Origin of the sequence: Streptomyces sp. SCSIO 75703, assembly GCF_036607905.1 — a bacterium.
Taxonomy (GTDB): Bacteria; Actinomycetota; Actinomycetes; order Streptomycetales; family Streptomycetaceae; genus Streptomyces.
On the sequence record NZ_CP144555.1, the window covers coordinates 2,938,422 to 2,963,391 of the forward strand.

The following is a 24,970-nucleotide window of genomic DNA, read 5'->3' on the forward strand; positions in this document are numbered from 1 at the left end:
ACACCGCCCGGGGACCGGGCCCGCCCGAACGGGGCCGGGCGCGCCCACCGCCCGGACACCGGGGCTACGCGCTCCGGGCGGCGGCCAGGAGGCCGAGGAGGGCGCCCGTGATCAGGAAGGGCCCGAAGGCGATCGCGGTCGTGCGGTCCGCCCGGCGGGTGAGGACGAGGACGCCGCCGTACACCGCGCCGAGCAGGAACCCGGCGAGGGTGCCCAGCAGCACCGCCGGCCAGCCGTACCAGCCGAGGACGCCGCCCGCGCCGAGGGCGAGCTTCACGTCGCCGAAGCCCATGCCGGCCGGGTTGAGGCGGTACAGGGCGTAGTAGCCGGCGCTCAGCCCGAGGGCGCCCAGCAGGGCGGTGCTCCACTGTCCGGCGTGGCCGGGCACGAGGGCGGCGAGGCCGAGCAGCGCGAGCGCGGCGGCGGCCGAGGGCAGGGTCAGCGGGTCGGGCAGCCGCCGCACCCGCAGATCGACGACGGCCAGCAGCACCCAGGCCGGCGCCAGCACGAGCCACACCACCGCCTCGGGCCGGAGCCCGGTCGCTCCGGCGAGCACGGCGCAGACGCCCGCTGTGAGCAGGGCGAGGGGAAGGGGGCCCGGTCCGGGGCGGGCGCGGGGCGCCGGGGCGGGCCGGCGGGCGCACGGGGCGCAGGGAGCCGGCCCCACCCATCCCCGTACCGGGTGCCCCGCCGGGCAGTACCGGCGCCAGGGCTCGTCCGGCGGTACGGAGAAGCGATAGGCCGCCCGGGGCGACAACGCCCCCGCCGTGGCACCCCAGAGCCCGGCCACGACGGGGACCAGGGCGTCGGCGAGGCCGGCACTCACCCCGCCGCCCCGGCCCCGTCGCCCTGCCTCCGCACCCGGGCGGGCCCGCGCCTCACCCCTCGTCGTCTTCGCCGAGGAACAGGTCCTCGGCCCGCACGGCGTGCACGGCCCGCTGCGCCCAGGTTTCCAGCCGCTCCAGACTGTCGCAGGCCAGCACCCGCTCCCGGACGGACTCGGGCACGGGGATGCGGCGCCACTCCAGGATGCGCAGCGTCATCTCGCCACGATCCTCGACCCGGCCCTCCTCACGGCCCTCTTCCCGGACCTTCTCGGCCACCGGATGCCGGAAGAAGTAGTGCGTCTCCGCCATCAGATCCCTCCAGATCTCCCTGGCCTCGGCATCGGCCAGACACGAGTCGACGAACTGTCCGAAGACCGCCGCGCTCTCCGCGTCGATCGTTCGCAGAGCGGTGGCCAGCGGCTCCAGTATGGCGGTGGCCCCTCGCCCCCGGCCATGGGTCATGGCCGACAGCACGGCCAGCGGGACGTCCCGCTCCGCCTCCCGCTCACCCGCGATGACCGGCACGTTGTCCGGGCCGATCACCAGGGGCCGTACCGTCAAGGCATGCCACCCCGGCAGCCCCAGCCGGATGGGCCGGGCGGCCCAGCGCGCGGTGGCGCTGTTCTGGGTGATCACCACGAGCACCGGCTCGCAGCGGTACTTCGCGTACAGGTATGAGAGGTAGTACGGCCAACTGCCGCGCTTGTCCTCGTCCTTCTTGCCCTGCGCCTCGATGACGAGGAGGTACGCCCCCTCATCCGTCTCCACCCGCATCAGCGTGTCCACCCGCCGCTCGACGGGCTCGACCTCCGTCAGGTCCGCGTTCAGCACCGCGAAGTCGCGGGGCTCCGGGAAGGCGACGTGGAGCACCTTCTGAAACGCCCGCGTCAGCAGCGCGGGGTCCTTCTGGAACACCCGGTGCAGCGCTTCGTGCGACGAGCCGACCATCAGCTCTCCCTCCTGTACGAAGGGATCAACGAGGGCTCTCGTCGCGGGTTGCCGCCGAGGAGGGCGGATCAGCGGAACGGGGGAGGGGCGGGCCGGTGGCTGACGGGCGGGTCAGCCGGCGCCGCGGGGCCGGGCTCCGGGCCCGGCGATACCGCCCCGCCCCGGCCCCCCCACACCGCGGGCCGCCGCCGGGCGTCAGGGCCCGAGCAGGTCCACCCGGACGTCCGCCGGGAAGCCGGTGGTGGGGCCGACGCGGCGGGCGAACTCCGAGACCGCCTCCAGCTGGGGGGCGCCGAAGCGGAAGTCGAGGGTGGTGAAGTACTGCTCCAGCGTCGCCTCGTCGAAGTCCTCCCAGCGGGCGGCCTGTTCGGCGACCTTGCCGACCTCTTCCAGGGAGAGGTTGCGGGAGGCGAGGAACGCCTCGTGCACCTTGCGGGTGATGACCGGCTCGCGCTCCAGGTAGTCGCGCCGGGCGGCCCACACCGCGAAGACGAACGGCAGCCCCGTCCACTCCTTCCACAGCGTGCCCAGGTCGTGCACGTCGAGGCCGAAGCGGGGGCCGTCGACCATGTTGGCGCGCAGCGCCGCGTCGCCGATGAGCACGGCCGCCTCGGCCTCCTGCATCATCAGGCTCAGGTCCGGCGGGCACGTGTAGTAGTCGGGCCGCACGCCGATGCGCTCGGCGAGCAGCAACTGGGCGAGCCGGACCGACGTCCGCGAGGTCGAGCCGAGGGCCACCCGGGCGCCGTCCAGCCGGTCCAGCGGAACCTGCGAGACGATCACACACGACATCACCGGACCGTCGCAGCCCACGGCGATGTCGGGAAAGGCCACGAGCTCGTCGGAGTGCTTGAGGAATTCGACCAGGGTGATCGGCCCGATGTCGAGGTCTCCGCGCACGAGCTGCTCGCTGAGCCGCTCCGGGGTGTCCTTCGTCAGCTCGAAGTCGAGGAGAGTGCCCGTTCTCGCGAGCCCCCAGTACAGGGGCAGGCAGTTCAGGAACTGGATGTGGCCGACGCGCGGCCGGGTGCGAGAATTGTCCACGCGGCGAGGCTAGCCCTCCCCGCAGGTCGGCCGGGTCCCGACCCCCGCTGTCAGCCGGATGGCGACGGCCTTCAAACATTCGGGTGAAGTGATCTTGACCTCTGTTGCGCTCGGGTCGCTGCGTGCTACGCTCACAGCAAGTTGCAGTTTGGTTTCCCTTGCAGTACAGAGCCTGCGGAGCATGTGACCGCGGGCTCTCGTCATTCTCGGACATATGCGTGCTGTGGAATTGCTCTTCACACGTGCTGGTTCTGGAGCAGGGCAACCCTTTTGAGCCCAAGGAGGGCTTATGGCTACCGGAACCGTGAAGTGGTTCAACGCCGAAAAGGGCTTCGGTTTCATCGCCCAGGAAGGCGGCGGCCCCGACGTCTTCGTTCACTACTCCGCGATCAACGCGACCGGCTTCCGGTCCCTCGAGGAGAACCAGCAGGTGTCCTTCGACGTGACGCAGGGCCCGAAGGGCCCGCAGGCGGAGAACGTCACCCCTGCCTGACCGAGAGCAGTACCCAAGGAGCCCCGCGCCGTCCGGCGACGGGGCTCCTGCCCTGTCCGGGGCCGCCCCGCCCGCCGCTGTCTGTGCCCGGCGCTACGGTCCCCCGCATGACCGACGACATGACCGACGACACAGCGCCCTTCCTGACCGCCACCCGCGTCTTCTACGACGCCATCGCCGAGGACTACGCCGACCGCTTCCGTGACGTGCATGTCGCCCAGCCCGTGGACCGGGCGATGCTGGCGGCCTTCGCGGAGACGGTGGGGCCCGGCGGGCGGGTCGCGGACCTGGGCTGCGGGCCCGGCCGGATCACCGCGCACCTCGCCTCCCTCGGCCTGTCGGTCTCCGGCCTCGACCTGTCCGCCGCGATGCTCGCCGTCGCCCGCCGCGAGAACCCCGGCCTCCGCTTCGAGCAGGGCTCCATGCTGGAGCTGGACCTGCCGGACGCCGCGCTCGACGGGGTGGTGTCCTGGTACTCCTCGATCCACACGCCCTGGGAGCGGCTGCCGGACCTCTTCGGCGAGTTCCGGCGGGTGCTGGCGCCGGGCGGGCACCTGCTCCTCGCCTTCCAGAGCGGCGACGAGCCCCGCCGCCACGAGCGGCCCTTCGGCCACCCCGTCACCCTCGACTTCGAGCGGCGCCGCCCCGGGCCGATGGCGGACCTGCTCGCCGGAGCCGGCTTCTCGGTGCGGGTCCGGACCCTGCGGGAGCCGGACGAGGCGCTGGCCGAACCGGTGGCGCAGGCGTACCTGATCGCCCGGCGCGACTGAGCGCGGCGGGCGCGGGGCCCACCGGGCCCGCCGCACGGGCCGGCCGCCCGCCGGCCGCGTCACCAACCTGTCCGGACAGCACACCCAGGGTCTTTCGCTGGGATCACGCCGGGCTCGCGGGTCCGGCCTGATCCCAACGAAAAACCCTAGTCCGCGTAGAGGCGCTCCACCACCTCCGCGAAGTCCCGCAGGATGACCTCGCGGCGCAGCTTCATCGAGGGGGTCACGTGGCCCTCCCACTCGGTGAAGTCCCGGGGCAGGATCGCGAAGCGCCGGATGGACTCGGGGCGGGAGACCATGCGGTTGGCCTCGTCGACCGCGCGCTGGAGCACGGCGCGGGTCTCCTCGTCGCCGACGAGCTGCTCGGGCGGCACCGGATGGCGGCCGTTCATGCGGCGCCAGTGGTCGATGCCCGCCATGTCGAGCGTGAACAGGGCGGTGATGTAGGGGCGGCGGTCGCCGAGGACCAGGCACTGGGAGACGAGGGGGTGGGCGCGCAGCCAGTTCTCCAGCGGGGCCGGGGCCACGCTCTTGCCGCCCGCGGTGATCAGGAGTTCCTTCTTGCGGCCGGTGATCGTCAGGTACCCCTCGTCGTCCAGGGCGCCGAGGTCGCCGGTGGCCAGGAAGCCGTCGGGGGCGGCCGGGACGACGCCGCCGGCCTGGCGGTCCCAGTAGCCGTGCAGCACCTGGCCGCCGGCGACCAGGATCTCGCCGTCGGCGGCGATCCGGACGCGGGTGCCCGGCAGCGGCCAGCCGACGGTGCCGAGGCGGGGCCGCTGCGGCGGGGTGACGGTCACCGCGGCGGTCGTCTCGGTGAGTCCGTAGCCCTCGAAGACGTCGATGCCGGCACCGGCGTAGAAGGCGGCCAGGTGGTGGCCGAGCGGGGAGCCGCCGCAGATGGCGTACCGGACCCGGCCGCCGAGCGCGTTGCGGATCTTGCGGTAGACGAACGGGTCGTGGAAGGCGCGGGAGGCCCGCAGGCCGCGTCCCGGGCCGCGGCCGGTGCCTGCCTGCCGGGCCTCCACGGCCTCGGCGTGGCGGACGGCCACGGAGACCGCGCGGTCGAAGACCGCCGCCCGGCCGCCCGCCTCCGCCTTGGCGCGGGCGGCGTGGAAGATCTTCTCCAGCATGTACGGGATGGCGAGCAGGCAGGTCGGCCGGAAGGAGGCGAGGTCGGGTATCAGGTCGTCGGGTTGGAGGCTCGGGGCGTGGCCGAGGCGGACCCGGGCCCGGACGCAGGCGATGGCGACCATGCGGCCGAAGACGTGGGACATGGGCAGGAAGAGCAGGATGGAGGGCTCGACGCCGGTCGTGGCGCGGAAGACCGGGTAGAGCAGCTCGATGGCGTTGTCCACCTCGGCGAAGAAGTTGCCGTGGGTCAGCGCGCAGCCCTTGGGCCGGCCGGTGGTGCCGGAGGTGTAGACGAGGGTGGCGAGGCTGTCGGGGCCGAGCATGCCCCGCCGGACGGAGACCTCCGCGTCCGGGATCCCCGCGCCCAGCTCGGTCAGCGACCCGATGTGGCCCTTCTCGACGACCCACAGGTGGGCCAGGTCGGGGAGGTGGTCCAGTTCGGGTCCGATCATGGCCGCCTGGGCGGTGGTCTCCGTGGCCAGGGCGACCGCGCCGGAGTCCTGGAGGAGGAGGCGGGTCTGGAAGACGGACGAGGTCGGGTAGACGGGCACGGTGACCAGCCCGGCGGCCCAAGCGGCGAAGTCGAGCAGCGTCCACTCGTACGTCGTGCGCGCCATGATGGCCAGCCGGTCGCCCGGCACCAGCCCCTCGGCGATCATGCCCCTGGCCAGCGCGAGCACCTCGTCGGCGAACTGCGCGGCGGTCACGTCGGCCCACTCCCCGTCCGGGGTGCGGCGGCCGAGGACGACGGCGTCGGGGGCCGCGACCGCGTTGTCGAAGGGCAGGTCGGCGAGGGAGCCCCGGCGCGCGGGCGGCGCGAGGGGCGGGACGTACGCCTCCCGTACGGTGCCGTCCAGCCGCCGGGTCTCCGGCTCGGTCACGGGGGGCGGCGGGACGTCGGCGAACGAGGCGGAGGCGGCGAAGGAGGGGAGCGGGGTGGACACGGGCGACTCCTGGGACGTGCAGCGGCGATCACGCTTCACTGCGGGACATACGTACCTCGCACGCCGAGGTGTTCATCGCGGGCCCCGCGCGGCGGGACTGCCGGGGGCCGGGAACCGGATCGTACGGGGCGGCCGTGGCGGGATCGTGCCGGTTCCGGGAGGGACCGGCGCCGGGTCTGTGCAACCTGCCGGGGCGCCCGGGCGGGTCGGGTCGCCGTCGGGGGACGCGGGGCGGGGCGGTTCGCGGGGGCGCATCTCGACGTGCCTCTCTGCCGTGACGTAGGCTTACCGCCGGTAACCCTACTCCAGGGTAAGTAAACGGGTCCGGATGCCCGTGACCGACAGGGGGGTCCGAGTGACCGTCGTACGCACCCTCGTCCTCTCCGCGCCGCCCGCCGTGCCGCCGCTGCTCGCCCGGGGCGCCCTGTCGGCCCCCTTCCGGCGCCCCCGCCCGGACGCCGGCGTCCCCGGGGTCCGGCTGCTCCTGCCCGGGGCGCGCGCCGACGCCGCGCGGCTGGCGGCGTACGAGCGGGTGTGCGGCCTCCCGGCCGGGGCGGACACGCTGCCGCCGGCCTATCCGCACGTCCTGGCCTTCCCGCTGGCCCTGCGGCTGATGAGCGGGCGGGGCTTCCCGCTGCCGCTGCCGGGACTCGTGCACACCTCGATCACCCTGACCCGGCGGACCGGGCTGCCCGCCGGCGGCGCCTACGACCTCGCCGTGTGGGCCGAGGGCCCGACGCCGCACCGGCGCGGCACGGAGGTCACGGTCGTCACCGAGATGCGGCGCCCGGGCGCGGACGGCGCGGACCCGGTCTGGGAGTCACGGAGCACGTACCTGGCCCGGCACCGGGTGGCGGACCGGCCCCCCGGGCCCCGGCCGGCGGAGGAACCCGCGCTGCCGGTGCGCGCCGAGTGGCGGCTCCCGGCGGACCTCGGCAGGCGCTACGGCGCCGCGTCGGGCGACCGCAACCCGATCCACCTCTCGCGCCTCACCGCCCGCCCCTTCGGCTTCCCGCACGCCGTCGCCCACGGCATGTGGACCGTGGCGCGGTGCCTGGCCGAGCACGGCGCTCCGGAGGCGGCGACGGTCCACGCCCGCTTCCGGGCCCCGGTCCCCCTCCCGGGCACCGTCGTCTACACGGCGGACGGGGGCCGCATCGCCCTCCGCGCCGGCTCCGGCGCGCACGCCACCCACCTGACCGCCACCGTCACCCCGGCCTGAGGGTCACCTGCTCCGCCGGGAGACGTCCCGCGGGCCGCGGCCCGTACGACGGCACGGCACGACACGCCCGGGGGGACGCGCCCCGCGCACACCGCCGACACGCCGTCCGCCGACGCGCCCGGCCGCCGGCAGGCGCCGCACACCGCCGACACGCCGCCCCGGACACGCGGGAGGCCCCGCCGGACCGCGTTGAGGGCGGTGCGGCGGGGCCTCCCGGGCGCCGGCGGTGTAGCGCCGGGGCGCTACGCGGCCACGGGACGGCTCACGCGGGGACGGCCACGGCCGCCTGCGGCTCGGGCTCGTCGAGGGGCGCGGAGGCCACGCTGTTGTACTTGTCCCGGTCGAGGATGTTCTCCCGCGCCGCCACGATCACCGGGGCGACGACCTGGCCCGCGACGTTCGTCGCCGTGCGCATCATGTCGAGGATGGGGTCGATGGCGAGGAGGAGGCCGACGCCCTCCATGGGCAGGCCCAGGGTGGACAGCGTCAGGGTCAGCATCACGGTGGCGCCGGTGAGGCCGGCCGTCGCGGCGGAGCCGACCACCGAGACGAAGGCGATCAGCAGGTAGTCGCCGACGCCGAGCTGGATGCCGAAGATCTGCGCGACGAAGATCGCGGCGATGGCCGGGTAGATCGCGGCGCAGCCGTCCATCTTGGTGGTCGCGCCGAACGGCACGGCGAAGGACGCGTACTCCTTCGGCACGCCCAGCCGCTCGGTGACCTTCTGCGTCAGCGGCATGGTGCCGACCGAGGAGCGGGAGACGAAGCCGAGCTGGATCGCCGGCCAGGCACCCTTGAAGAAGTGCAGCGGGTTGGCCTTGGCGACGGTGGCGAGCAGCACCGGGTACACGACGAAGAGCACGATCGCGCAGCCGACGTAGATGTCGGCGGTGAAGGTCGCGTACTGGCCGAGCAGGTCCCAGCCGTAGGTGGCGATGGCGCGGCCGATGAGGCCGACGGTGCCGAGCGGGGCCAGCCGGATGACCCACCACAGGGCCTTCTGGAGGAGTGCGAGGACGGACTCGCTGACGTCGAGGACCGGCTTGGCGCGCTCGCCGAGCTGGAGGGCGGCGATACCGGCCACGGCGGCCATGAAGACGATCTGGAGGACGTTCAGCTCGGTGAAGGGCGTGATCACGTCCGTCGGCACGATGCCGGTGAGGAAGTCGATCCAGGAGCCGGTGTTCTCCGGCTTGGCGCCGTCCTTGGCCGAGAGGCCGGTACCGGCCCCGGGGTTGGTGACCAGGCCGATGACGATGCCGATGGCGACCGCGATCAGCGACGTGATCATGAACCAGAGGAGGGTGCGCGACGCGAGGCGGGCCGCGTTGTTCACCTTCCGCAGGTTGGTGACGGACACCAGGATGGCGAAGAAGACGAGGGGGGCGACGGCCAGCTTCAGCAGGCCGACGAAGGTGCCGCCGACCTTCTCCAGGGTGGTCACGAGCCAGGCGAGGTCCTGGCTGCGGGCGAGCCAGCCGAGGAGGACACCGAGCACGAGACCGGCGAGTATCTGGGCCCAGAACGGCACCCTGGGGAGCCGGGGCCGGGCGGAGGGGGCGGACGCCGGCGAGGGCGTCGCGGACTGCGTGTTCGCGGACACGGACATATCTCCGTAAGGGACGGGACGCGGGGGGCAGGACGCGCGGTACTGACGTGGCGGACGGTGGGGTGGGGGACGTCAGGGGCGACAGGTCGCGGACGCGCACCGGCAGAGGTCCACGTGCAGACGCGCCACGAGCACGAGGCTCGGGGTGGCGAGGGTCGCGACTGCGGGCATCATGGGCACGACCTTAACACCCGCCCTTTGAGCCCCTCAAAGCCTGACTTTGAGAGGGCGAAGGGCGATTTGACCCGGAGAAACACAGAACGCCCCGGTTTCCACAGGGGCGTGGAGACCGGGGCGGGGGCAGGCTGTGAGGAACCTTACGCGGTTCTTACGCGCCGGGCGGCGCGGCGGCGGGCCGCGGGCCGGGCGGGGCTACGAGGTCTGGCCCTGGGCGCGGGCGCGGGCGGCGTCGTCGGCGCCGTCCTCCTGGCCGCGGTTGGCGTCCAGGCCGGCCTTCATGCGCTCCATCTTCTCGACGACCCGCACCGAGGCGCGGTCGCGCTCCTTGCGCAGCGCCACGAAGCTGATCGGGGCGGACAGCAGCAGGGCGAGCAGGATGATCCACACGCCGTTGGAGTCGCCGAGGCCGCGCGGGAACACGCCGGCGTAGACGAGGCCCCAGACGGCGAGGAGGCAGCCCACGAAGACTCCGAGGCGCATCAGCGTGTAGCGGAGCATCTCAATCCACTCTTCCGTCGGGTGAGGGGCCAGAACACCCCCAAAGGGGCACCGTCCAGTGAAGCACGCCGCGGCCCCGCCCCGGCAGCCGGGGTCCGCGACCCGGACGGCACCGGGACCGCCGGTCAGTCCAGCGTCAGCAGCATGACGACGTCGTCGCGGTCGTCGCCGGGGGCGACCCGGATCGCGCCGGGCACCCGGCCGACCTCCTTGTACCCGCAGGAGGCGTAGAAGCGCTCCAGGCCGAGGCCGCCCCGGCAGGTCAGCCGGATCGCCTCGACGCCCTCGCAGGCGCGGGCGGCGTCCGCGGCGGCGGCCATCAGGTCGCGGCCGTACCCGAGGCCCTGGTGGCGCGGGTGCACCATCACCGTGTAGAGCCACAGCCAGTGGGTCATCAGCCGGTGGCCGTTGAGCGTGAGGAAGGCGGTGGCGGCCACCCGCCCGTCGGCGTCGTGGCCGACCAGCAGGCGGGTGCGCCCCTCGGCCATGGCCACCAGGTGCCTGACCAGCTCGGGACGGATCTCCTCGCGGGTGACCGGCGGGACGAAGCCGACCGAGCCGCCGGCGTTGGAGACGTCGGCCCACAGGTCGAGGACACCGTCGCGCAGCGCGGGGGTGAGAGGGGGGTCCAGAGTGAACGTAAGCGGCACCGCCCCATGTTAACCATTACCTCACACCGTCGGTCCAGGGACCGCGGCGGTCACCCCGGCGCGGCGCGCCGCCGCCCCGGGCGTCACACCCGCATCGGCTGCGGGGACTCGCGGCGCGCGGGGTCCGGGCCGTCGTACTCGCGGATGACCTCGTAGCGCGTGTTGCGCTCCACCGGGCGGAAGCCGGCGTCGCGGATCAGGTCGAGCAGGTCCTCGCGGGTGAGCTTGTCCGGGGTGCCGTAGTTGTCGGCGTCGTGCGTGATCTTGTACTCGACGACCGAGCCGTCCATGTCGTCCGCGCCGTGCTGGAGGGCGAGCTGCGCGGTCCGGACGCCGTGCATGACCCAGAAGACCTTGACGTGCGGGACGTTGTCGAAGAGCAGCCGGGAGACGGCGAAGGTCTTCAGGGCCTCGGCGCCGGTGGCCATCTGGGTGCGGGCCTGGAGCCGGTTGCGGACCTTGCCGTCCCGCATGTCGACGAAGTCGTGCTGGTAGCGCAGGGGGATGAAGACCTGGAACCCGCCGGTCTCGTCCTGGAGTTCGCGCAGCCGCAGCACGTGGTCCACGCGGTGGCGGGGCTCCTCGATGTGGCCGTAGAGCATGGTGCACGGGGTCTTGAGGCCCTTCTCGTGCGCCAGCCGGTGGATGCGCGACCAGTCCTCCCAGTGGGTGCGGTGGTCGACGATGTGCTGCCGCACCTCCCAGTCGAAGATCTCCGCGCCGCCGCCGGTGAGGGACTCCAGCCCGGCGTCGATCAGTTCGTCGAGGATCTCGGAGGCGCCGAGGCCGGAGATCGTCTCGAAGTGGTGGATCTCGGTGGCCGTGAACGCCTTCAGCGACACGTCCGGCAGCGCGGCCTTCAGTTCCCGCAGCGAGCGCGGGTAGTAGCGCCAGGGCAGGTTGGGGTGGAGGCCGTTGACGATGTGCAGCTCGGTGAGGTTCTCCGCCTCCATCGCGCGGGCGAGCTTCACGGCCTCCTCGATGCGCATCGTGTACGCGTCCTTCTCGCCCGGCTTGCGCTGGAAGGAGCAGTAGGCGCAGGACGCGGTGCACACGTTCGTCATGTTGAGGTGGCGGTTGACGTTGAAGTGCACGACGTCGCCGTTCTTGCGGGTGCGCACCTCGTGCGCGAGACCGCCCAGCCAGGCCAGGTCGTCCGACTCGTAGAGCGCGATGCCGTCCTCACGGGTCAGGCGGACACCCTCCCCGACCTTCTCCTCCAGCTCGCGCTTGAGCCCGACGTCCATGCCGACACCTCTTTCTCAGACAGACCCCGTAAACCGTACTCCCCCGCCTCCGGGCGGGCGGTGCCCGGCGGTCAGACCTCGTCCGGGAGTTCGCCCACGCGGTTCTCCCACTTGGTGGAGAGCACGATGGTGGTACGGGTCCGGGAGACCCCCTTGGTGCCGGAGAGCCGGCGGATGATGCGCTCCAGCCCGTCCACGTCGGTCGCGCGGATCTTGAGCATGAAGGAGTCCTCGCCGGCGATGAACCAGCAGTCCTCGATCTCCCGTTGGGCCTTCAGCCGCTGGGCGACGTCCTCGTGGTCGGCGGCGTCGGAGAGGGAGATGCCGATCAGGGCGGTCACGCCGAGCCCGAGCGAGGCGGCGTCGACGGTGGCCCGGTAGCCGGTGATGACGCCGGCCGCCTCCAGCCGGTTGATGCGGTCGGTGACGCTGGGTCCCGACAGGCCCACGAGGCGGCCCAGCTCCGCGTAGGAGGCCCGGCCGTTCTCCCGGAGGGCCTGGATGAGCTGCCTGTCCACCGCGTCCATGCGATCGAAGCCTTCCACTGAAGAGGTTCTGAAGATCCGGCGGAGTGCCGAAGGGTGGGGGAAAGGGTGGTGCTCGGTGGTGCTCGGTGGTGCTCGGTGATGCTCGGTACTGCCCGGTCCTGGTCCTGCCGGTCCGCCGGTGCCGCCGGTCCGGCACGGTGCCCGGACGGCGCTCAGGCGCCGCGGGAGCCGCCGCCCAGCTCGCCGCGCCAGCGGCGGTACAGGCCGTGTCCGACGCCGGCCGCGTCCAGGGCCCGCCCGGCGACGAAGTCGACGAGGTCCTGGATGTGCGTCGCCCCGGCGTAGAAGGCGGGCGAGGCGGGCAGGACGGTGGCGCCCGCGTCGTCCAGGGCCACCAGGTGCCGCAGGGTGCGGCCGTCCAGCGGGGTCTCCCGTACGGCGACGACCAGGGTGCGCCCCTCCTTCAGGGTGACGCTCGCCGCCCGTTGGAGCAGGTCCTTCGAGAGCCCCAGCGCGACACCCGCCACACAGGCCGTGGAGGCGGGCACGATGAGCATGCCCTTGGCGGGGTACGAGCCGGACGAGGGCCCGGCCGCGAGGTCGCCCGCGCTCCAGTACCGCACGTCGGCGAGGGCGTCGGGCCCGGCGTCGAAGGTGCCCGGCTTGCCGTCCGCGCCCCGCGCGAGCCAGGCGCCGAGGTCCTCGCGCCAGTGGGCGTCCCGGAAGGAGATGCCCGTCTCGTCGAGCAGGGTGAGCCGCGAGGCCCGGCTGACCACCAGGTCGACGCTCTCCCCGGCAGCGAGCAGCGCCCGCAGGACCGCCGCCGCGTACGGCGTTCCGGATGCCCCCGACACCCCCACGATCCAAGGCACGCGCTGCGTTTCTCCTGGCTTCATGAAGGCGAGCCTATCCGGCCGCCCGGCATCGGGGCCGCACGGCCGGGTCGCTGGGCTCCGGTGCGCCGGGCGGATCGGGGCGCGGGCCCGCTCAGAGCGTGAGCCCGCGCACCAGGAGGTCGATCAGGGCGCAGACGAAGAGGCTGATGCCGATGAACCCGTTGGTGGAGAAGAAGGCCCGGTCGAGCCGGCTGAGGTCGTGTGGCCGCACGATGGTGTGCTCGTAGACGAAGGCGCCGGCGACGATCACCAGGCCGAGCCAGAAGAAGGCGCCGGCACCGGTGGCCACCGCGTACCAGACGAACAGGGCCGTGGTCACGGCGTGGCAGACCCGGGCGCCCCGGATGGCGGCCGGGATGCCGAAGCGGGCCGGCACCGACTTCACGCCGACCTCGCGGTCGGTCTCGACGTCCTGGCAGGCGTAGATGAGGTCGAAGCCGCCGATCCAGACGCCCACGGCGAGGCCGAGGATCACCGCGTCCCAGGACCAGGTGCCGCTGATCGCCAGCCATCCGCCGACCGGGCCCATCGCCTGGGCGAGCCCGAGGATGGCCTGCGGGAAGTTGGTGAACCGCTTCCCGTAGGGATAGACCACCATCGGGATCACCGCGACGGGGGCGAGGGCGAGGCAGAGCGGGTTGAGCAGGGCCGCCGCCCCGAGGAAGACGACGAGCGCGATCAGGGCGCCGGTCCAGGCGTGGCGGACCGACATGGCGCCGGTGACCAGTTCGCGGTGGGCGGTGCGCGGGTTCCGGGCGTCGATCTCGCGGTCGATGATCCGGTTGACGGCCATGGCGAAGGTGCGCAGGCCGACCATGGCCACGGTGACCAGCAGGAGCCGGCCCCAGTGGATGGTGCGGTCCCCCTCGTACATCGCGGTCAGGGCGGCGATGTAGGCGAAGGGGAGCGCGAAGACCGAGTGCTCGATCATCACCAGGCGCAGGAAGGCGCGGGCGCGTCCCGGCTGGGGGACCGCGGCGGCGGAGGCGCTCACCGGGCGGCCTCCGTCCGGCGGTGCCCGGCCGGCCCCGCGTGCCCGCCGCGGCGGGCGCGTCCCGCCGCCGCGCCGCCGTCGGCTCGCATGTCCGTCACAGCCCGTATTCCTTCCAGCGGCGGGTGACCCGTTCGGCCGTCTCGGGATCGGAGAGGACCATCTCCGGCCAGCCGCCGTCGCGCGTGTACCCCTCCCCGGGCAGCTTGCGGGTCGCGTCGATGCCCGCCTTGCCGCCCCAGAACTGCTGGTAGGAGGCGTGGTCGAGGTGGTCGACGGGTCCCTCGACGACGGTCAGGTCGCGGGCGTAGTCGGTGTTGCCGAGGGCGCGCCAGGCGACCTCGTGCAGGTCGTGCACGTCGCAGTCGGAGTCGACGACGACGATCAGCTTGGTCAGGGACATCATGTGCGCGCCCCACACGGCGTGCATGACCTTCTGCGCGTGCTTGGGGTACTTCTTGTCGATCGAGACGATCGCGCAGTTGTGGAAGCCGCCCGCCTCGGGCAGGTGGTAGTCGACGATGTCCGGGACGATGATCTTCAGGAGCGGCAGGAAGAACCGCTCGGTGGCACGGCCGAGGGGGCCGTCCTCGGTCGGGGGGCGGCCGACGACGATCGACTGGAGCAGCGGCCGCCGGCGCATGGTGACGCAGTCGATGGTGAGCGCCGGGAAGGGCTCCTGGGGCGTGTAGAAGCCGGTGTGGTCGCCGAAGGGGCCCTCGGGGAGCATCTCGCCGGGCTCCAGCCAGCCCTCCAGCACCACCTCGGCCTGGGCCGGGACCTGGAGGGGCACGGTCTTGCAGTCGACCATCTCGATCCGCTTGCCCTGCACGAAGCCGGCGAAGAGGTACTCGTCGATGTCGCCGGGCAGCGGGGCGGTGGAGGCGTAGGTGACGGCGGGCGGGCAGCCGAAGGCGATGGCGACCGGGAGGCGTTCGCCGCGCCGGGCGGCGACCTGGTAGTGGTTGCGGCTGTCCTTGTGGATCTGCCAGTGCATGCCGATGGTGCGCTTGTCGTGGCGCTGGAGCCGGTAGAGGCCGAGGTTGCGGATGCCCGTCTCCGGGTCCTTGGTGTGGGTGAGCCCCAGGTTGAAGAAGGAGCCGCCGTCGTCCGGCCAGGTGAACAGGGCCGGCAGCCGGTCGAGGTCGACCTCGTCGCCGTGCAGGACGACCTCCTGCACGGGCGCGTTGTCGGACTTGACCTTCCTCGGCGGGACGTGGGTCATCGCGCCGAGCTTGCCGAACGCCTCGCGCATCCCGACGAAGCCCTGCGGCAGCTCGGGGCGGAGCAGCCCGCCGATCTTCTCGGAGATCTCCTCGTACGACTTCAGGCCAAGCGCCTTCAGCAGTCGCCGGTCGGTGCCGAAGACGTTCATCGCCAGCGGCATCGCCGAGCCCTTGACGTTCTCGAAGAGGAGGGCGGGGCCGCCGGACTTGTTCACCCGGTCGACGATCTCCCCGACCTCCAGGTACGGATCCACCTCGGCCTTGATGCGCTTGAGGTCTCCCTCGCGCTCCAGCGCCCTGAGCAGGGAGCGAAGATCGTCGTAAGCCATGGGGCCCAGTATCCCCGAGCGGCTACCCTGGGCCTGTACCTGGGGGCGTCCACCGCGTCCCCGGGCTCCACCGCCCCCCTCTTTCGCTGGAGAGGCCACATGCTCCGGGTGCTGATGTTCCTCGTGCCACTGGCGTTGAGCGTCTACGCGTTCATCGACTGCATCAGCACGCCGGACGAGGACATCCGGCACATGCCCAAGCCCTTGTGGGCGATCCTCGTGCTGCTCTTCCCGCTGGTCGGCTCGCTCTCGTGGATCCTCGCCGGCAAGAAGCGGCACCCGGCCGGCGCGGGCGCCCCGTGGGGCGGCGGCGCGCGCGGCGGGGGACGGAGCTGGGTGGCGCCGGACGACAACCCGGAGTTCCTGAAGTCCCTCGACGACGACAAGGACCAGGGGCCCCGCAAGGACGGGGACGGCTGACCCGGGCGGCCGGGAGCGCCGGGCGGACGGGAACGGCAGAGCCCCCCGCGGCCCGCCCGTTCCCCTCCTGCGCCGGGCGGACACGCGGTCCGGCCGAGCACAGTCTGCGGCAGTCCGCCCCAGGATTGGAAGAACTTTCTAGAAAAAGGTTCTAGAAGCGACCGCCGCGCGGACCCGTCCGCCACGCCGCGCGACGATCCGCCCACGGACGAGCACCACGGCGCCTCGTCCGGCCGCCCGTACGACGCCCCTCGTACGGCACCCGCGTACGACGCCCGCGCGCAAGACGACCGAGGACGGCCCGCCGATGGCTCGCAAGCAGCACCGCGGAGAGGTCACCGCCGACCTCCTGCTCGACGCCGCGCTGCGCCTTTACGCGGAGTCGGGCGAACAGGGCGTCACCGTCGGCGCCGTCACCCGGGCCAGCGGGGTCAGCCTCGGCAGCCTCTACCACCACTTCGGCAGCCTGGACGGGCTGCTCGACGCCCTCGCCCGGCGCTGGCTGCGACGGCTGCTGGACGCGCTGGCGACGGCGGTGGCCGGCCGCCCGACCGCCCGCGAGGGCATCGAGGCGATGGTGGGGGCGTACCTGGGCTTCGTCGGGGAGCACCGGGAGGCGGCCCGGCTGCTGCACTCCCCCCGGGCCGACCGGCAGGCGATGGCCGCGGGACCGGAACTGCGCGCGGCGCAGGAGGCCCGGCTGGAGCCGCTGGGCCGGTGGCTGGCGGCGCACCTGGCGTCCGGCGAGATCGCCCCGCTGCCCCCGGCGGTGCTGGAGGCGCTGGTGCTGGGCCCGGTGGTCGCGGTGGCCCGGCGGCGGCTGGCCGGCTTCGACGACGTGGACCTCGACGAGGCCGCCCGCGTCCTGCCCGACCGCATCTGGCGCTCCGTCGCGGGCGACGCGCACCGCCCGGCGCCGTGACGGAGGCCCCGGGACCCGGCGCGGGGTCCGCGGCCGGCCCCGGCCCCCGGTTGCGCACCGTCGACCTGGCGCGGCTCGCCGGGATCTCCGCGCAGCAAGTGCGCAACCACGAGGCCGCCGGGGTGCTGCCGCCGGCTAGGCGGACGGACGCCGGGTACCGGGTCTTCGGGGAGGCGCACCGGCACGCCCTGCTCGCCTACCGGGCGCTGCGCGAGGGGTGCGGGGCGGGGCCGGCGGCGCGGATCGTCCGGGCCGCGCACACGGGGGAGGTACCGCGGGCACTGGCGCTGGTGGACGCCGCGCACGCCGCCCTGCACGAGGAACGCCTCGCGCTGGCGGCGACCCGGCGGACGCTGGCGGAGCTGTCCGGCGAAGCCTGCGGGGCGGGGGCGGCGCCCTCCCGCCCGGGTCTGCGCATCGGCGAGGTCGCCGCGCTCCTCGGCGTACGGGCCTCCGCGCTGCGGGTGTGGGAGGCGGCCGGGCTGCTCGCGCCCGGCCGGGACCCGGCCACCGGGTACCGCCGCTACGGCCCCGCCGACGTCCGCGACGCGCGCGTCACGCACACCCTGCGCCGGGGCCGCCACCCCGTCGACCGCATCCGGCCGGTGCTGGAGGAGGTGCGCCGCGAGGGCGGTGGCACGGCCCTGCGGGAGGCGCTGGCGGCCCGCGAGGCGGCCCTGCTCGCCCGCGGCCGGGCCCTGCTGGCGGGCGCGGGCGCGCTCGACGCGCTGCTCGGCCCCGGCGACCCCGTGACGTGAACGGGCCGGGCTCGCAGAGCAGTTCGAGGCACCATCCGTTTCATTGAAATCGGCCGACACGCCAGGTATGCGCTCGCCAGGACGGCATTCCCTTGGTCGGGTCTGACCCAACTGCGAACGGAGACGCCCCGTGCGAATGACCGACATCCAGCGGTGCGACATCAGGCCCGGACGGCTGGTCGAATGGACGCTCAGTGCGGCGACCGTCGCCACCGCGGCGGGGCTGCCGGACGACGCCAGGCCGCCGGCGTACATCCAGGAGTCGCACATCAGGACCGCACGGTCGGTGCGCGAGGACGGGCTGTTCGTGCCCACCTGGCTCGGCGCCGCCTTCGACCTGCCGGGCCGGATCGACGTGGACGCGCTCCAGGAGGCGCTGCGCGCCTGGACGCTGCGGCACGAGACGCTGCGCAGCGGTTTCCGCTGGTCCGGGCCCGGCGGGGAGATGCGCCGCTTCACGCTGGACGCGGACGAGGTGTCGCTGCACCGGGAGGACGCCGGCGAGTTCACCGACGCGAACGCGCTGGTGCGCCACCTCCAGCAGCGGTTCGACACGGTGGCGGACGCGCTGCGCTGGCCGAACCTCATCTACACGGCGGTCCTGCGCGAGGACGGCGCCGGCGTCTACATGGCCTTCGACCACAGCAACGTGGACGCGTACTCCCTCTACCGCATCCCCGCCGAGATCCACGAGTTGTACGCGGCGGCGGTCGAGGGCCGGTGCGTCGAGCACCCGCCGGTCGGCAGCTACGTCGACTTCTGCGAGGCCGAGCGCGCCGACGCGGACCGGATCGACGGCGGGCACGAGATCGTGGGCCGGTGGCGGGAGTTCATCCAGCGCTGCGACGGGCGGCTGCCGTCCTTCCCGGTCGACCTCGGCCTGGAGCCCGGGGGCGCGCTGCCCGAGCAGCGGCTGCTGCGGGAGCCGCTGGTGGACGCGGCCGACGCCGCCGCCTTCGAGGCGTACTGCCGGCCCTACGGCGGCAGTCTGGCCGGGGTCCTGGCCGCCACCGCCCTCGTGGTCCACGAGATCGGCGGCGAGCCGGTGTACCGCACGGTCGTGCCCTTCCACACCCGCACCCGCTCGCGCTGGTCGCGGTCGGTGGGCTGGTACGTGGGCGGGGCGCCGGTGGAGGTGCCGGTGGAGCGGGCCCGCGACTTCCCGAGCGCGCTGGCCGCCGTACGGGAGGCGCTGCACGCCAACCGGCGGATGGCCCGGATGCCCCTCGACCGGGTGCTGCGGCTGCTGGGCGCCGACTTCCGCCCCACCTCGCCCGACCTGTACTCGATCGTCTCCTACGTGGACGCCCGCGCCGTCCCCGGCGCCGACCGCTGGACCGAGCTGAACGCGTACGGGCTGCTGCGGGTCTCCTACGGCGACCAGGTGTGCGCCTGGGTCACCCGGCTCCCGGAGGGCCTGTGGTTCGCGAGCCGCCACCCGGACACCGACGTCGCCCAGAAGAACCTGCGCCTGTACGTGGAGCGGCTGCGGGACGTCGTCACCGGCGTCGCCCGGCAGGGCGCGGTGGCGCGGGGCGCCTGAGGCGGGTCCCGGCACGGCGAAGGCCGGTCCCCCACACCCGTGGCGGGGACCGGCCTTCGGTGGCGCCGGGTCAGAAGCCGACGGCGGCGAGGGCGCCGAGGCCCACGTCGGCGTAGGAGTGCTTGCCGGAGACGAAGATGTTGACCCCGTAGTAGTTGAAGAGCCAGCAGGCGAAGGCGGCCAGGGCCAGGTAGGCGGCCTTGCGGCCCTTCCAGCCGGCGGTGGCGCGGGCGTGCAGGTAGCCGGCGTAGGCGACCCAGGTGATGAAGGACCAGGTCTCCTTGGGGTCCCAGCCCCAGTAGCGGCCCCAGGCGTCGCCCGCCCAGATCGCGCCGGCGATGATCGTGAAGGTCCACAGCGGGAAGACGGCGGCGTTGACCCGGTAGGCGAACTTGTCCAGGGAGGCGGCCGAGGGCAGCCGGTCCAGGACCGAGCCGGCGAACCGGCCGGGGGTGCCGCCGCCGGCGAGCTTGTTCTCGAAGGAGTCCTTGAACAGGTACAGGATCGTGGAGACCGCGCCGACGTAGAAGACCGCGCCGCAGAAGATCGCCGTGGAGACGTGGATGTAGAGCCAGTACGAGTGCAGGGCCGGCACGAGCTGGTCGCTCGCCGTGTACAGGACGGTGACGGCGAGGCCGAGGTCGAGCAGGACGGTGGTGATCAGCGGGAGGCCGAGCCAGCGGACCTTCTTGCCGAAGGCGAGCAGGCCCAGGTAGACGCCGACGCCGACCGTGGTGAAGGTGATGTTGAACTCGTACATGTTGCCCCACGGCGCCCGCTGCACCGACAGGGCCCGCGCGAGCACGCCGCCGAACTCCAGGACGAAGGCGAGCACGGTGAGCGAGATGGCGACGCGCCCGTAGAGGTCGCCCTTCTCGGTGCCGCCGTGCGCGCCCGGACCGTCGGGCACGTCCCGGGAGCCGGTGGCGGCCCGCACGACGACCTTCGGCCGCTCCAGCACGGCGGTGCCGCCGCCCTTGCGCACGGTGACGGCCGGGGCGCCCTTCGCCGCCTCGCCGCCCCCGGCGGTGAGCGCGGCGGCCGTGCGGCCGACCTTGCTGCGGCTGCCGAAGAGCCACTCGGCGATGTAGGCGAAGAAGGCCAGGGTGTAGACCGCCATCGCGGAGTAGATCAGCGTGTTGCTGATGTTCGCGAGGTTCTCGTTGGTCGCGGCGGCCAGTGTTGCGGCGGCGAGGGTCACTGCTGCTCAGCCCCTTCGGCAGAGACGGCGTGGGAGTCGGGGTCGGGGGATGCGGGGGTGTCGTCGTCGGGGGCGGCCGGCGCCCGCTCGTAGAGGACCGCGGCGAGGTCGCCCAGTTCCTCGGGGACCTTCGCGGACTCGCTGCGGCCCAGGCCCGCCATCTCGACGACGGTGATCCCGTCCGCGCCCCGGACCGCGCGCACCCACACGCGGCGGCGCTGGACGAAGAGGGAGCCGGCGAGGCCCAGGATGGCGGCGACCGAACCGGCCAGCGCCCAGCCGCTGCCGGGCTGCTGGGCCATCTGGAAGCCGGCCCACTCCTTGACGCCCTCGAAGGTGACGGAGCCGGCGCCGTCGGGGAGCGTCATGGTCTCGCCGGGCATGAGCTGCCGCTTGAACAGCTCGCCGTCGGAGTCCTTGAACTCCTTCAGCTTGGTCTTGTCGAGCTGGTAGATGTTCTGCAGGAGGCCCGCGTCGACGCCGAGGTCCCCGTGGTAGGCGTTGAGCGCCAGCATCGGGTTGATCAGTGCCGGGAAGGTGGAGAGCATCGTGCTCCCCTTGCCGCCGTAGGTCGGCAGGAAGAACGCCTGGAAGCCGAGCTGTTCGCGCTCGCCCTTGGCGTTGCGGTAGCCGTCCATGACCTTGATGGCGCCGGAGGAGGTGACGTTGCCGTCCAGCGGGAGCAGGGCGACGGCCTCGCGGTCCTTGACGATGTTGCCCTTGCCGTCCCGGACGGTGACGACGGGGGCGTAGCCGTGGCTGACCAGGTAGACCTTGGTGCCGTCGATCTCCAGCGGCTTGTTCACCTTGATGGTGGCCGGCTTCTCCTCGCCGTACGCGCCGACGCTGTAGGTGACGTGGGCCTCGTAGGTGCGGGGGGTGCCGCGGTTGGGGCCGGTCGGCTCGTAGGTGCCGCGGAAGTCCTTCAGGTGGAAGCTGAACGCGTCCAGCTCGTCCTGGTCGAAGAGGTTCCCGGACTTGAAGTCGTCGTACTGGGTGATGGTGTTGGCGAAGCCGTCGCCCTCCAGGATCAGCTTGTTGCCCTCGTACCGGAAGAGCTGGCCCCAGGCGAAGGCGATCAGCATCACGATCAGCGCGATGTGGAAGACGAGGTTGCCGGCCTCGCGCAGGTAGCCCTTCTCGGCGGCGACGGAGCCGCCGGTGGCGTGCACGCGGAAGCGGCGCTTGCGCAGCGCGGCGAGCGCGTGCTGGTGGACCAGCTCGGGGGCGGTCTCGGTGCGCCAGGTGGTGTACGCGGGCAGCCGGGTCAGCCGGCGCGGGGCGCCGGGCGGCCGGCCGCGGAGCTGGCCGACGAACTGCCAGGTGCGCGGGACGATGCAGCCGATCAGGGAGACGAAGAGCAGGATGTAGATCGCGGAGAACCACACCGAGCTGTAGACGTTGAAGAGGCCGAGCGCGTCGTAGACCCGCGAGAGCGTCTCGTGGCGTTCGCGGAAGTCGTCGACCTGCAGGGCGTCGATGCCGGTCTGCGGGATCAGCGAGCCGGGGATCGCGGCCAGCGACAGCAGCAGGAGCAGCAGCAGCGCCACCCGCATCGAGGTGAGCTGGCGCCAGAACCAGCGGGCCCAGCCGACCACACCGAAGGACGGCGTCGTGGGGGCGTCCTCGCCGGGGGCGGTGGAGAGCCGGGAGCCGGCCGCGTCCAGGTCCCGGTCGCCGGGCTTCTGGGTCTCGTCCGGTGCCGCCTTCGGGGTCTCGTCCGGTGCCGTTCTCGAAGTGCTCATCGGATCAGATCCCCACAGTGAAGCCGTTGGACCAGGTCTGCATGTCCTGGACGAGGGTGTCCCACACACCGGTCAGCAGCAGCAGCCCGGTCAGGATCATCATGGTGCCGCCGACGCGGAGCACCCAGACGTAGTGGCGCTTGATCCACCCGAAGGCGCCGAGCGCGCGGCGGAAGGCGACCGCGGCGAGCACGAAGGGCAGCCCGAGGCCGAGGCAGTAGGCGACGGTGAGGAGCGCGCCGCGGCCGGCGGTGCCCTGTTCGGAAGAGAGGATCAGCACGGAGGAGAGCGTCGGCCCGATGCAGGGCGTCCAGCCGACGCCGAACAGCGCGCCCAGCACGGGGGCGCCGGCCAGTCCGCCGACCGGACGCCGGTGGAGGCGGAACTCGCGCTGGGTGAGCCAGGGCATCAGGCCCATGAAGAAGACACCCATGACGATCATGAATCCGCCGAGGATCTTCGTCAGGACGCCCCGGTTGTCCTGGAGCGTCTCGCCGAAGAAGCCGAAGAGCGCGCCGCTGGAGACGAAGACGGCGGTGAAGCCGAGGACGAAGAGGGAGGCGCCCGCGACCATCCGGCCGCGCCGGGCCTCGGCGAGGTCGGTGCCGGTGACCCCGGTCACGTAGGAGAGGTAGCCGGGGACGAGCGGCAGGACGCAGGGCGAGAAGAAGGAGACGAGGCCGCCGAGCAGCGCGATGGGCAGGGCCAGCAGGAGGGCGCCGTCGAGCACCGTGCGGTTGAGGCCCTCCACGGCGAGCGTGGACAGTGCGCTCACGTCACTTCTCCGCCATCACGGGGTCGAGCATCTCGCGCAGCTTCTCCTCGCTGAGCGCCTGGAGGGTGCGCGCGGCGACCTTGCCCTCGCGGTCGATGACGAGGGTGGAGGGGATGGCCTGCGGGTTGAGCGTGCCCTTCTCGAAGCGGAGCATCAGCCGGCCGGCCGGATCGTACAGGCTCGGGTAGGCGACGCCGAACTCCTTCTCGAAGGCACGGGCCGGGCCGACCGAGGTGTCGCGGGTGTTGATGCCGAGGAACGCGACGCCGTCGTCCTTGACGTCCTCGTAGACCTTCTGGAAGTTCTTGGCCTCGGCGCGGCACGGCGGGCACCAGGAGCCCCACACGTTGACGACGACGACCTTGCCCTTGTGGTCGGCGAGGGCGGCACGCCCGCCGTCGACGGTCTCGCCGGAGAGGTCGGGCGCGGCGGCGCGCTCCCCCCTGGCGACGGTGGCGATGCCGTCCGGCCCGGTGACGAAGCCCGCTTGTCCACCGCCGCCGGAGGTGCCTCCGGAGCCGCACGCGGTGGCGAGCAGCGCCGTCACGGCGACGCCCGCGGCCAGGGTGGCACGGCGACGGGCGGTGGTGCGGTTCGAGCGCGGGGTGGCGCGACTGGCAGCACTCATGTGAAAAGTTTCGCATGTCCGTTCCGGGGATCTTGCGCACCCCCCTCACCGGCACGGACCCGCGCCTCAAACGGCGTCTGCGACGCTCCCCACAGGGCCTGTTGAGGCTTTTGGGGCGATATGTCCCCTCAGTTGGCCCCGTCGCTCCCGGAGCCGCCGGAGCCGCCGCCCGTGCCGCCCCCGGCGTCCTCGAAGAGGGCCTTCCAGCCGCCCGCCGGACGCTGCCCCACGTCGAGGGTGCGGTAGCGGGCGAGCACCTCGGGCCGCTGCGCGTCCAGCCAGTCGGTGAACTGCCGGAAGGAGACCAGCCGTATGTCCCCGCCCTTGTCCCGCTCCCGCGCGATGTGCTTCAGCGCCTCCTCGACGGCGTCCATGTAGATGCCGCCGTTCCACTCCTCGAAGTGGTTGCCGACGAAGAAGGGCGCCCGGTTCGTCTCGTAGGCCCGCCGGAAGCCGGCGATGTACGCCTCGGTGGACTGCTTGCGCCAGCCCGGGTGGTTGTGGGCGGGCGCCCGGGTGGTGTGGAGCGACTGGTTGGCCAGCATGTTGTAGTCCATCGACAGCACCTCGAAGGACCGGCCCGGGAACGGTATCTGCTGGAGCGGGAGGTCCCACAGCCCCTGCCTCCTCACCGGCCAGGTCTGCCGGCCGCCGGGCGAGGAGGCGTCGTAGCGCCAGCCCAGCTCGCGGGCGGTGGGCAGCAGGTTCTCCTGGCCGAGCAGGCAGGGGGTGCGCCCGCCGACGAGTTCCTTGTCGTAGTCGAACGGGAGCGGGGGCAGGTCCGTCCAGCCGGTGTGCGTCCGCCAGCGCTGGACGAAGGACTTCGCCTGGTCGATCTCGCTGCGCCACTGCCGGGGCGTCCAGTTGCCGACGCTGCCCGAGCCGCCGCAGAAGTGGCCGTTGAAGTGCGTGCCGATCTCGTGGCCCTCCAGCCAGGCCCGGCGCACACCGGCGAGGGTGTCCTTGATGTGGTCGTCGGTGAGGTAGCCGATGTCGGAGGCGCCGCGCGGGTTGCCCGGCGGGTCGTAGAGCCGCTTCTGGGACTCCGGCAGCAGGTACAGCCCGGAGAGGAAGAAGGTCATGGCCGCGCCGTGGTCGCGGGCGAGGTCCAGGAAGCGGGGGAAGAGGCCGTTGCCGACCTCCCCCGCGCCGTCCCAGGAGAAGACCACGAACTGCGGCGGCTCCTCCCCCGGCTCCAGCGGCACGGGTGCGTCGGGCTGTCCGGGCTGCTCGCCGGTGTACGCGGTGGAGCCGTCGCCGATCGGGCGTTCGGCGGCCTTCTCGCCCTTCGACGGCGAGGGCCGCGCGCCGGTCCCGGCGGAACCGTCCGGGGCGGGCCCGTCGTCGGGTCCGGAGCGGCCGGCACAGCCGGTGAGCCCGGCGGCGGCCACCGCGCCGACGGCGCCCGCGCCGAGCCCGAGCATCCGCCTGCGGGTGACCTGGCGTGAGGTGGTGCGCATCGGAACCTCGTTCGTCGCGTCCTGT

Annotated in this window: 25 protein-coding genes; 7 read left to right on the forward strand and 18 right to left on the reverse strand. The window is 73.2% G+C overall.

Annotated elements, in window-relative coordinates; translation table 11 throughout:
• Positions 1-64: 64 nt before the first annotated feature.
• From VM636_RS12740 to VM636_RS12750, 3 genes are all read right to left on the reverse strand, one after another.
• Entirely contained in the window at positions 65-826 is a 762-nt protein-coding gene (locus VM636_RS12740; protein ID WP_338484452.1) for an A24 family peptidase, read from the reverse strand.
• Positions 827-878: 52 nt separating this feature from the next.
• On the reverse strand, positions 879-1,775 hold the full coding sequence (locus VM636_RS12745) for a hypothetical protein (protein WP_338484454.1): 897 nt from the start codon (positions 1,773-1,775) through the stop codon (positions 879-881).
• Between the two features lie 195 nt (positions 1,776-1,970).
• Positions 1,971-2,819, reverse strand: coding sequence for a menaquinone biosynthesis protein (locus VM636_RS12750; RefSeq protein ID WP_030420570.1), 849 nt, complete (start codon positions 2,817-2,819; stop codon positions 1,971-1,973).
• Positions 2,820-3,108: 289 nt separating this feature from the next.
• Between VM636_RS12750 and VM636_RS12755 the strand changes: the two genes are divergently transcribed.
• Positions 3,109-3,312, forward strand: coding sequence for a cold-shock protein (locus VM636_RS12755; RefSeq protein WP_030420571.1), 204 nt, complete (start codon positions 3,109-3,111; stop codon positions 3,310-3,312).
• Positions 3,313-3,431: 119 nt separating this feature from the next.
• On the forward strand, positions 3,432-4,082 hold the full coding sequence (locus tag VM636_RS12760; protein WP_030420572.1) for a class I SAM-dependent methyltransferase: 651 nt from the start codon (positions 3,432-3,434) through the stop codon (positions 4,080-4,082).
• A gap of 146 nt (positions 4,083-4,228) precedes the next feature.
• Here the strand turns inward: VM636_RS12760 and VM636_RS12765 are convergent, their stop codons facing one another.
• Positions 4,229-6,157: an AMP-dependent synthetase/ligase gene (locus VM636_RS12765; RefSeq protein WP_053913300.1), complete on the reverse strand. Its 1,929-nt coding sequence runs from the start codon at positions 6,155-6,157 to the stop codon at positions 4,229-4,231.
• A gap of 355 nt (positions 6,158-6,512) precedes the next feature.
• On the opposite strand from VM636_RS12765, the gene VM636_RS12770 reads away from it, so the two are divergent.
• Positions 6,513-7,379 (forward strand): MaoC/PaaZ C-terminal domain-containing protein, encoded by an 867-nt coding sequence (locus VM636_RS12770; protein WP_037858314.1) that lies wholly within the window; start codon positions 6,513-6,515, stop codon positions 7,377-7,379.
• A gap of 262 nt (positions 7,380-7,641) precedes the next feature.
• Here VM636_RS12770 and VM636_RS12775 read toward each other — a convergent pair whose 3' ends face one another.
• From VM636_RS12775 to VM636_RS12815, 9 genes are all read right to left on the reverse strand, one after another.
• Entirely contained in the window at positions 7,642-8,988 is a 1,347-nt protein-coding gene (locus VM636_RS12775) for a dicarboxylate/amino acid:cation symporter (protein ID WP_030420575.1), read from the reverse strand.
• 72 nt (positions 8,989-9,060) lie between these two features.
• Positions 9,061-9,162 carry a putative leader peptide gene (locus tag VM636_RS12780; protein ID WP_324616659.1) on the reverse strand — a complete coding sequence of 34 codons (102 nt, stop codon included), beginning with the start codon at positions 9,160-9,162 and terminating at the stop codon, positions 9,061-9,063.
• A gap of 198 nt (positions 9,163-9,360) precedes the next feature.
• The gene (locus VM636_RS12785; protein ID WP_030420576.1) at positions 9,361-9,666 is read right to left on the reverse strand and encodes a DUF4229 domain-containing protein; all 306 of its coding nucleotides are present in this window, start codon (positions 9,664-9,666) and stop codon (positions 9,361-9,363) included.
• A gap of 125 nt (positions 9,667-9,791) precedes the next feature.
• Positions 9,792-10,316: a GNAT family N-acetyltransferase gene (locus tag VM636_RS12790; RefSeq protein ID WP_030420577.1), complete on the reverse strand. Its 525-nt coding sequence runs from the start codon at positions 10,314-10,316 to the stop codon at positions 9,792-9,794.
• Positions 10,317-10,399: 83 nt separating this feature from the next.
• Positions 10,400-11,563 (reverse strand): aminofutalosine synthase MqnE, encoded by a 1,164-nt coding sequence (gene mqnE / locus VM636_RS12795; protein WP_030420578.1) that lies wholly within the window; start codon positions 11,561-11,563, stop codon positions 10,400-10,402.
• 71 nt (positions 11,564-11,634) lie between these two features.
• Positions 11,635-12,090: an Lrp/AsnC family transcriptional regulator gene (locus VM636_RS12800; protein WP_030420579.1), complete on the reverse strand. Its 456-nt coding sequence runs from the start codon at positions 12,088-12,090 to the stop codon at positions 11,635-11,637.
• Between the two features lie 173 nt (positions 12,091-12,263).
• Positions 12,264-12,923 (reverse strand): UbiX family flavin prenyltransferase, encoded by a 660-nt coding sequence (locus VM636_RS12805; protein ID WP_030420580.1) that lies wholly within the window; start codon positions 12,921-12,923, stop codon positions 12,264-12,266.
• A gap of 115 nt (positions 12,924-13,038) precedes the next feature.
• A complete protein-coding gene (mqnP, locus tag VM636_RS12810; protein WP_030420581.1) occupies positions 13,039-13,941 on the reverse strand; it encodes a menaquinone biosynthesis prenyltransferase MqnP in 903 nt (300 codons plus the stop codon).
• Between the two features lie 94 nt (positions 13,942-14,035).
• Positions 14,036-15,493 (reverse strand): menaquinone biosynthesis decarboxylase, encoded by a 1,458-nt coding sequence (locus tag VM636_RS12815; protein WP_030420582.1) that lies wholly within the window; start codon positions 15,491-15,493, stop codon positions 14,036-14,038.
• Positions 15,494-15,592: 99 nt separating this feature from the next.
• Between VM636_RS12815 and VM636_RS12820 the strand changes: the two genes are divergently transcribed.
• From VM636_RS12820 to VM636_RS12835, 4 genes are all read left to right on the forward strand, one after another.
• Positions 15,593-15,913, forward strand: a complete 321-nt coding sequence (locus tag VM636_RS12820) for a PLD nuclease N-terminal domain-containing protein (RefSeq protein ID WP_338484464.1) — start codon at positions 15,593-15,595, stop codon at positions 15,911-15,913.
• Between the two features lie 307 nt (positions 15,914-16,220).
• Complete coding sequence (locus VM636_RS12825) at positions 16,221-16,835, forward strand: TetR/AcrR family transcriptional regulator (protein WP_030420584.1); 615 nt, start codon at positions 16,221-16,223, stop codon at positions 16,833-16,835.
• Positions 16,832-17,593, forward strand: coding sequence for a MerR family transcriptional regulator (locus VM636_RS12830; protein ID WP_338484466.1), 762 nt, complete (start codon positions 16,832-16,834; stop codon positions 17,591-17,593). The genes VM636_RS12825 and VM636_RS12830 overlap by 4 nt, the downstream gene beginning before the upstream one ends.
• Before the next feature lie 130 nt (positions 17,594-17,723).
• Entirely contained in the window at positions 17,724-19,136 is a 1,413-nt protein-coding gene (locus VM636_RS12835; RefSeq protein WP_030420586.1) for a condensation domain-containing protein, read from the forward strand.
• Between the two features lie 70 nt (positions 19,137-19,206).
• Here VM636_RS12835 and ccsB read toward each other — a convergent pair whose 3' ends face one another.
• The 5 genes from ccsB to VM636_RS12860 form a co-directional block, all read right to left on the reverse strand.
• Positions 19,207-20,337 carry a c-type cytochrome biogenesis protein CcsB gene (gene ccsB, locus VM636_RS12840; protein WP_030420587.1) on the reverse strand — a complete coding sequence of 377 codons (1,131 nt, stop codon included), beginning with the start codon at positions 20,335-20,337 and terminating at the stop codon, positions 19,207-19,209.
• Positions 20,334-22,082 carry a cytochrome c biogenesis protein ResB gene (locus VM636_RS12845; RefSeq protein ID WP_030420588.1) on the reverse strand — a complete coding sequence of 583 codons (1,749 nt, stop codon included), beginning with the start codon at positions 22,080-22,082 and terminating at the stop codon, positions 20,334-20,336. Before VM636_RS12845 ends, ccsB begins: the two co-directional genes overlap by 4 nt.
• 4 nt (positions 22,083-22,086) lie before the next feature.
• Positions 22,087-22,857 carry a cytochrome c biogenesis protein CcdA gene (locus tag VM636_RS12850; RefSeq protein ID WP_053913304.1) on the reverse strand — a complete coding sequence of 257 codons (771 nt, stop codon included), beginning with the start codon at positions 22,855-22,857 and terminating at the stop codon, positions 22,087-22,089.
• Between the two features lies 1 nt (position 22,858).
• Complete coding sequence (locus VM636_RS12855; RefSeq protein ID WP_030420590.1) at positions 22,859-23,485, reverse strand: TlpA disulfide reductase family protein; 627 nt, start codon at positions 23,483-23,485, stop codon at positions 22,859-22,861.
• Between the two features lie 128 nt (positions 23,486-23,613).
• Entirely contained in the window at positions 23,614-24,945 is a 1,332-nt protein-coding gene (locus VM636_RS12860; RefSeq protein WP_078855955.1) for a hypothetical protein, read from the reverse strand.
• Positions 24,946-24,970 lie beyond the last annotated feature (25 nt).

What these genes read in the sequence shown, in the direction of transcription:
- VM636_RS12845 (WP_030420588.1), bottom strand. Translation starts at nt 22,082, where the DNA reads ATGAGCACTTCGAGAACGGCACCGGACGAGACCCCGAAGGCGGCACCG.
- VM636_RS12825 (WP_030420584.1), top strand. Translation starts at nt 16,221, where the DNA reads ATGGCTCGCAAGCAGCACCGCGGAGAGGTCACCGCCGACCTCCTGCTC.
- VM636_RS12800 (WP_030420579.1), bottom strand. Translation starts at nt 12,090, where the DNA reads ATGGACGCGGTGGACAGGCAGCTCATCCAGGCCCTCCGGGAGAACGGC.
- VM636_RS12820 (WP_338484464.1), top strand. Translation starts at nt 15,593, where the DNA reads ATGCTCCGGGTGCTGATGTTCCTCGTGCCACTGGCGTTGAGCGTCTAC.
- mqnE (WP_030420578.1), bottom strand. Translation starts at nt 11,563, where the DNA reads ATGGACGTCGGGCTCAAGCGCGAGCTGGAGGAGAAGGTCGGGGAGGGT.
- VM636_RS12755 (WP_030420571.1), top strand. Translation starts at nt 3,109, where the DNA reads ATGGCTACCGGAACCGTGAAGTGGTTCAACGCCGAAAAGGGCTTCGGT.
- VM636_RS12745 (WP_338484454.1), bottom strand. Translation starts at nt 1,775, where the DNA reads ATGGTCGGCTCGTCGCACGAAGCGCTGCACCGGGTGTTCCAGAAGGAC.
- VM636_RS12760 (WP_030420572.1), top strand. Translation starts at nt 3,432, where the DNA reads ATGACCGACGACACAGCGCCCTTCCTGACCGCCACCCGCGTCTTCTAC.
- VM636_RS12815 (WP_030420582.1), bottom strand. Translation starts at nt 15,493, where the DNA reads ATGGCTTACGACGATCTTCGCTCCCTGCTCAGGGCGCTGGAGCGCGAG.
- VM636_RS12775 (WP_030420575.1), bottom strand. Translation starts at nt 8,988, where the DNA reads ATGTCCGTGTCCGCGAACACGCAGTCCGCGACGCCCTCGCCGGCGTCC.
- VM636_RS12855 (WP_030420590.1), bottom strand. Translation starts at nt 23,485, where the DNA reads ATGAGTGCTGCCAGTCGCGCCACCCCGCGCTCGAACCGCACCACCGCC.
- VM636_RS12785 (WP_030420576.1), bottom strand. Translation starts at nt 9,666, where the DNA reads ATGCTCCGCTACACGCTGATGCGCCTCGGAGTCTTCGTGGGCTGCCTC.
- VM636_RS12860 (WP_078855955.1), bottom strand. Translation starts at nt 24,945, where the DNA reads ATGCGCACCACCTCACGCCAGGTCACCCGCAGGCGGATGCTCGGGCTC.
- VM636_RS12780 (WP_324616659.1), bottom strand. Translation starts at nt 9,162, where the DNA reads ATGATGCCCGCAGTCGCGACCCTCGCCACCCCGAGCCTCGTGCTCGTG.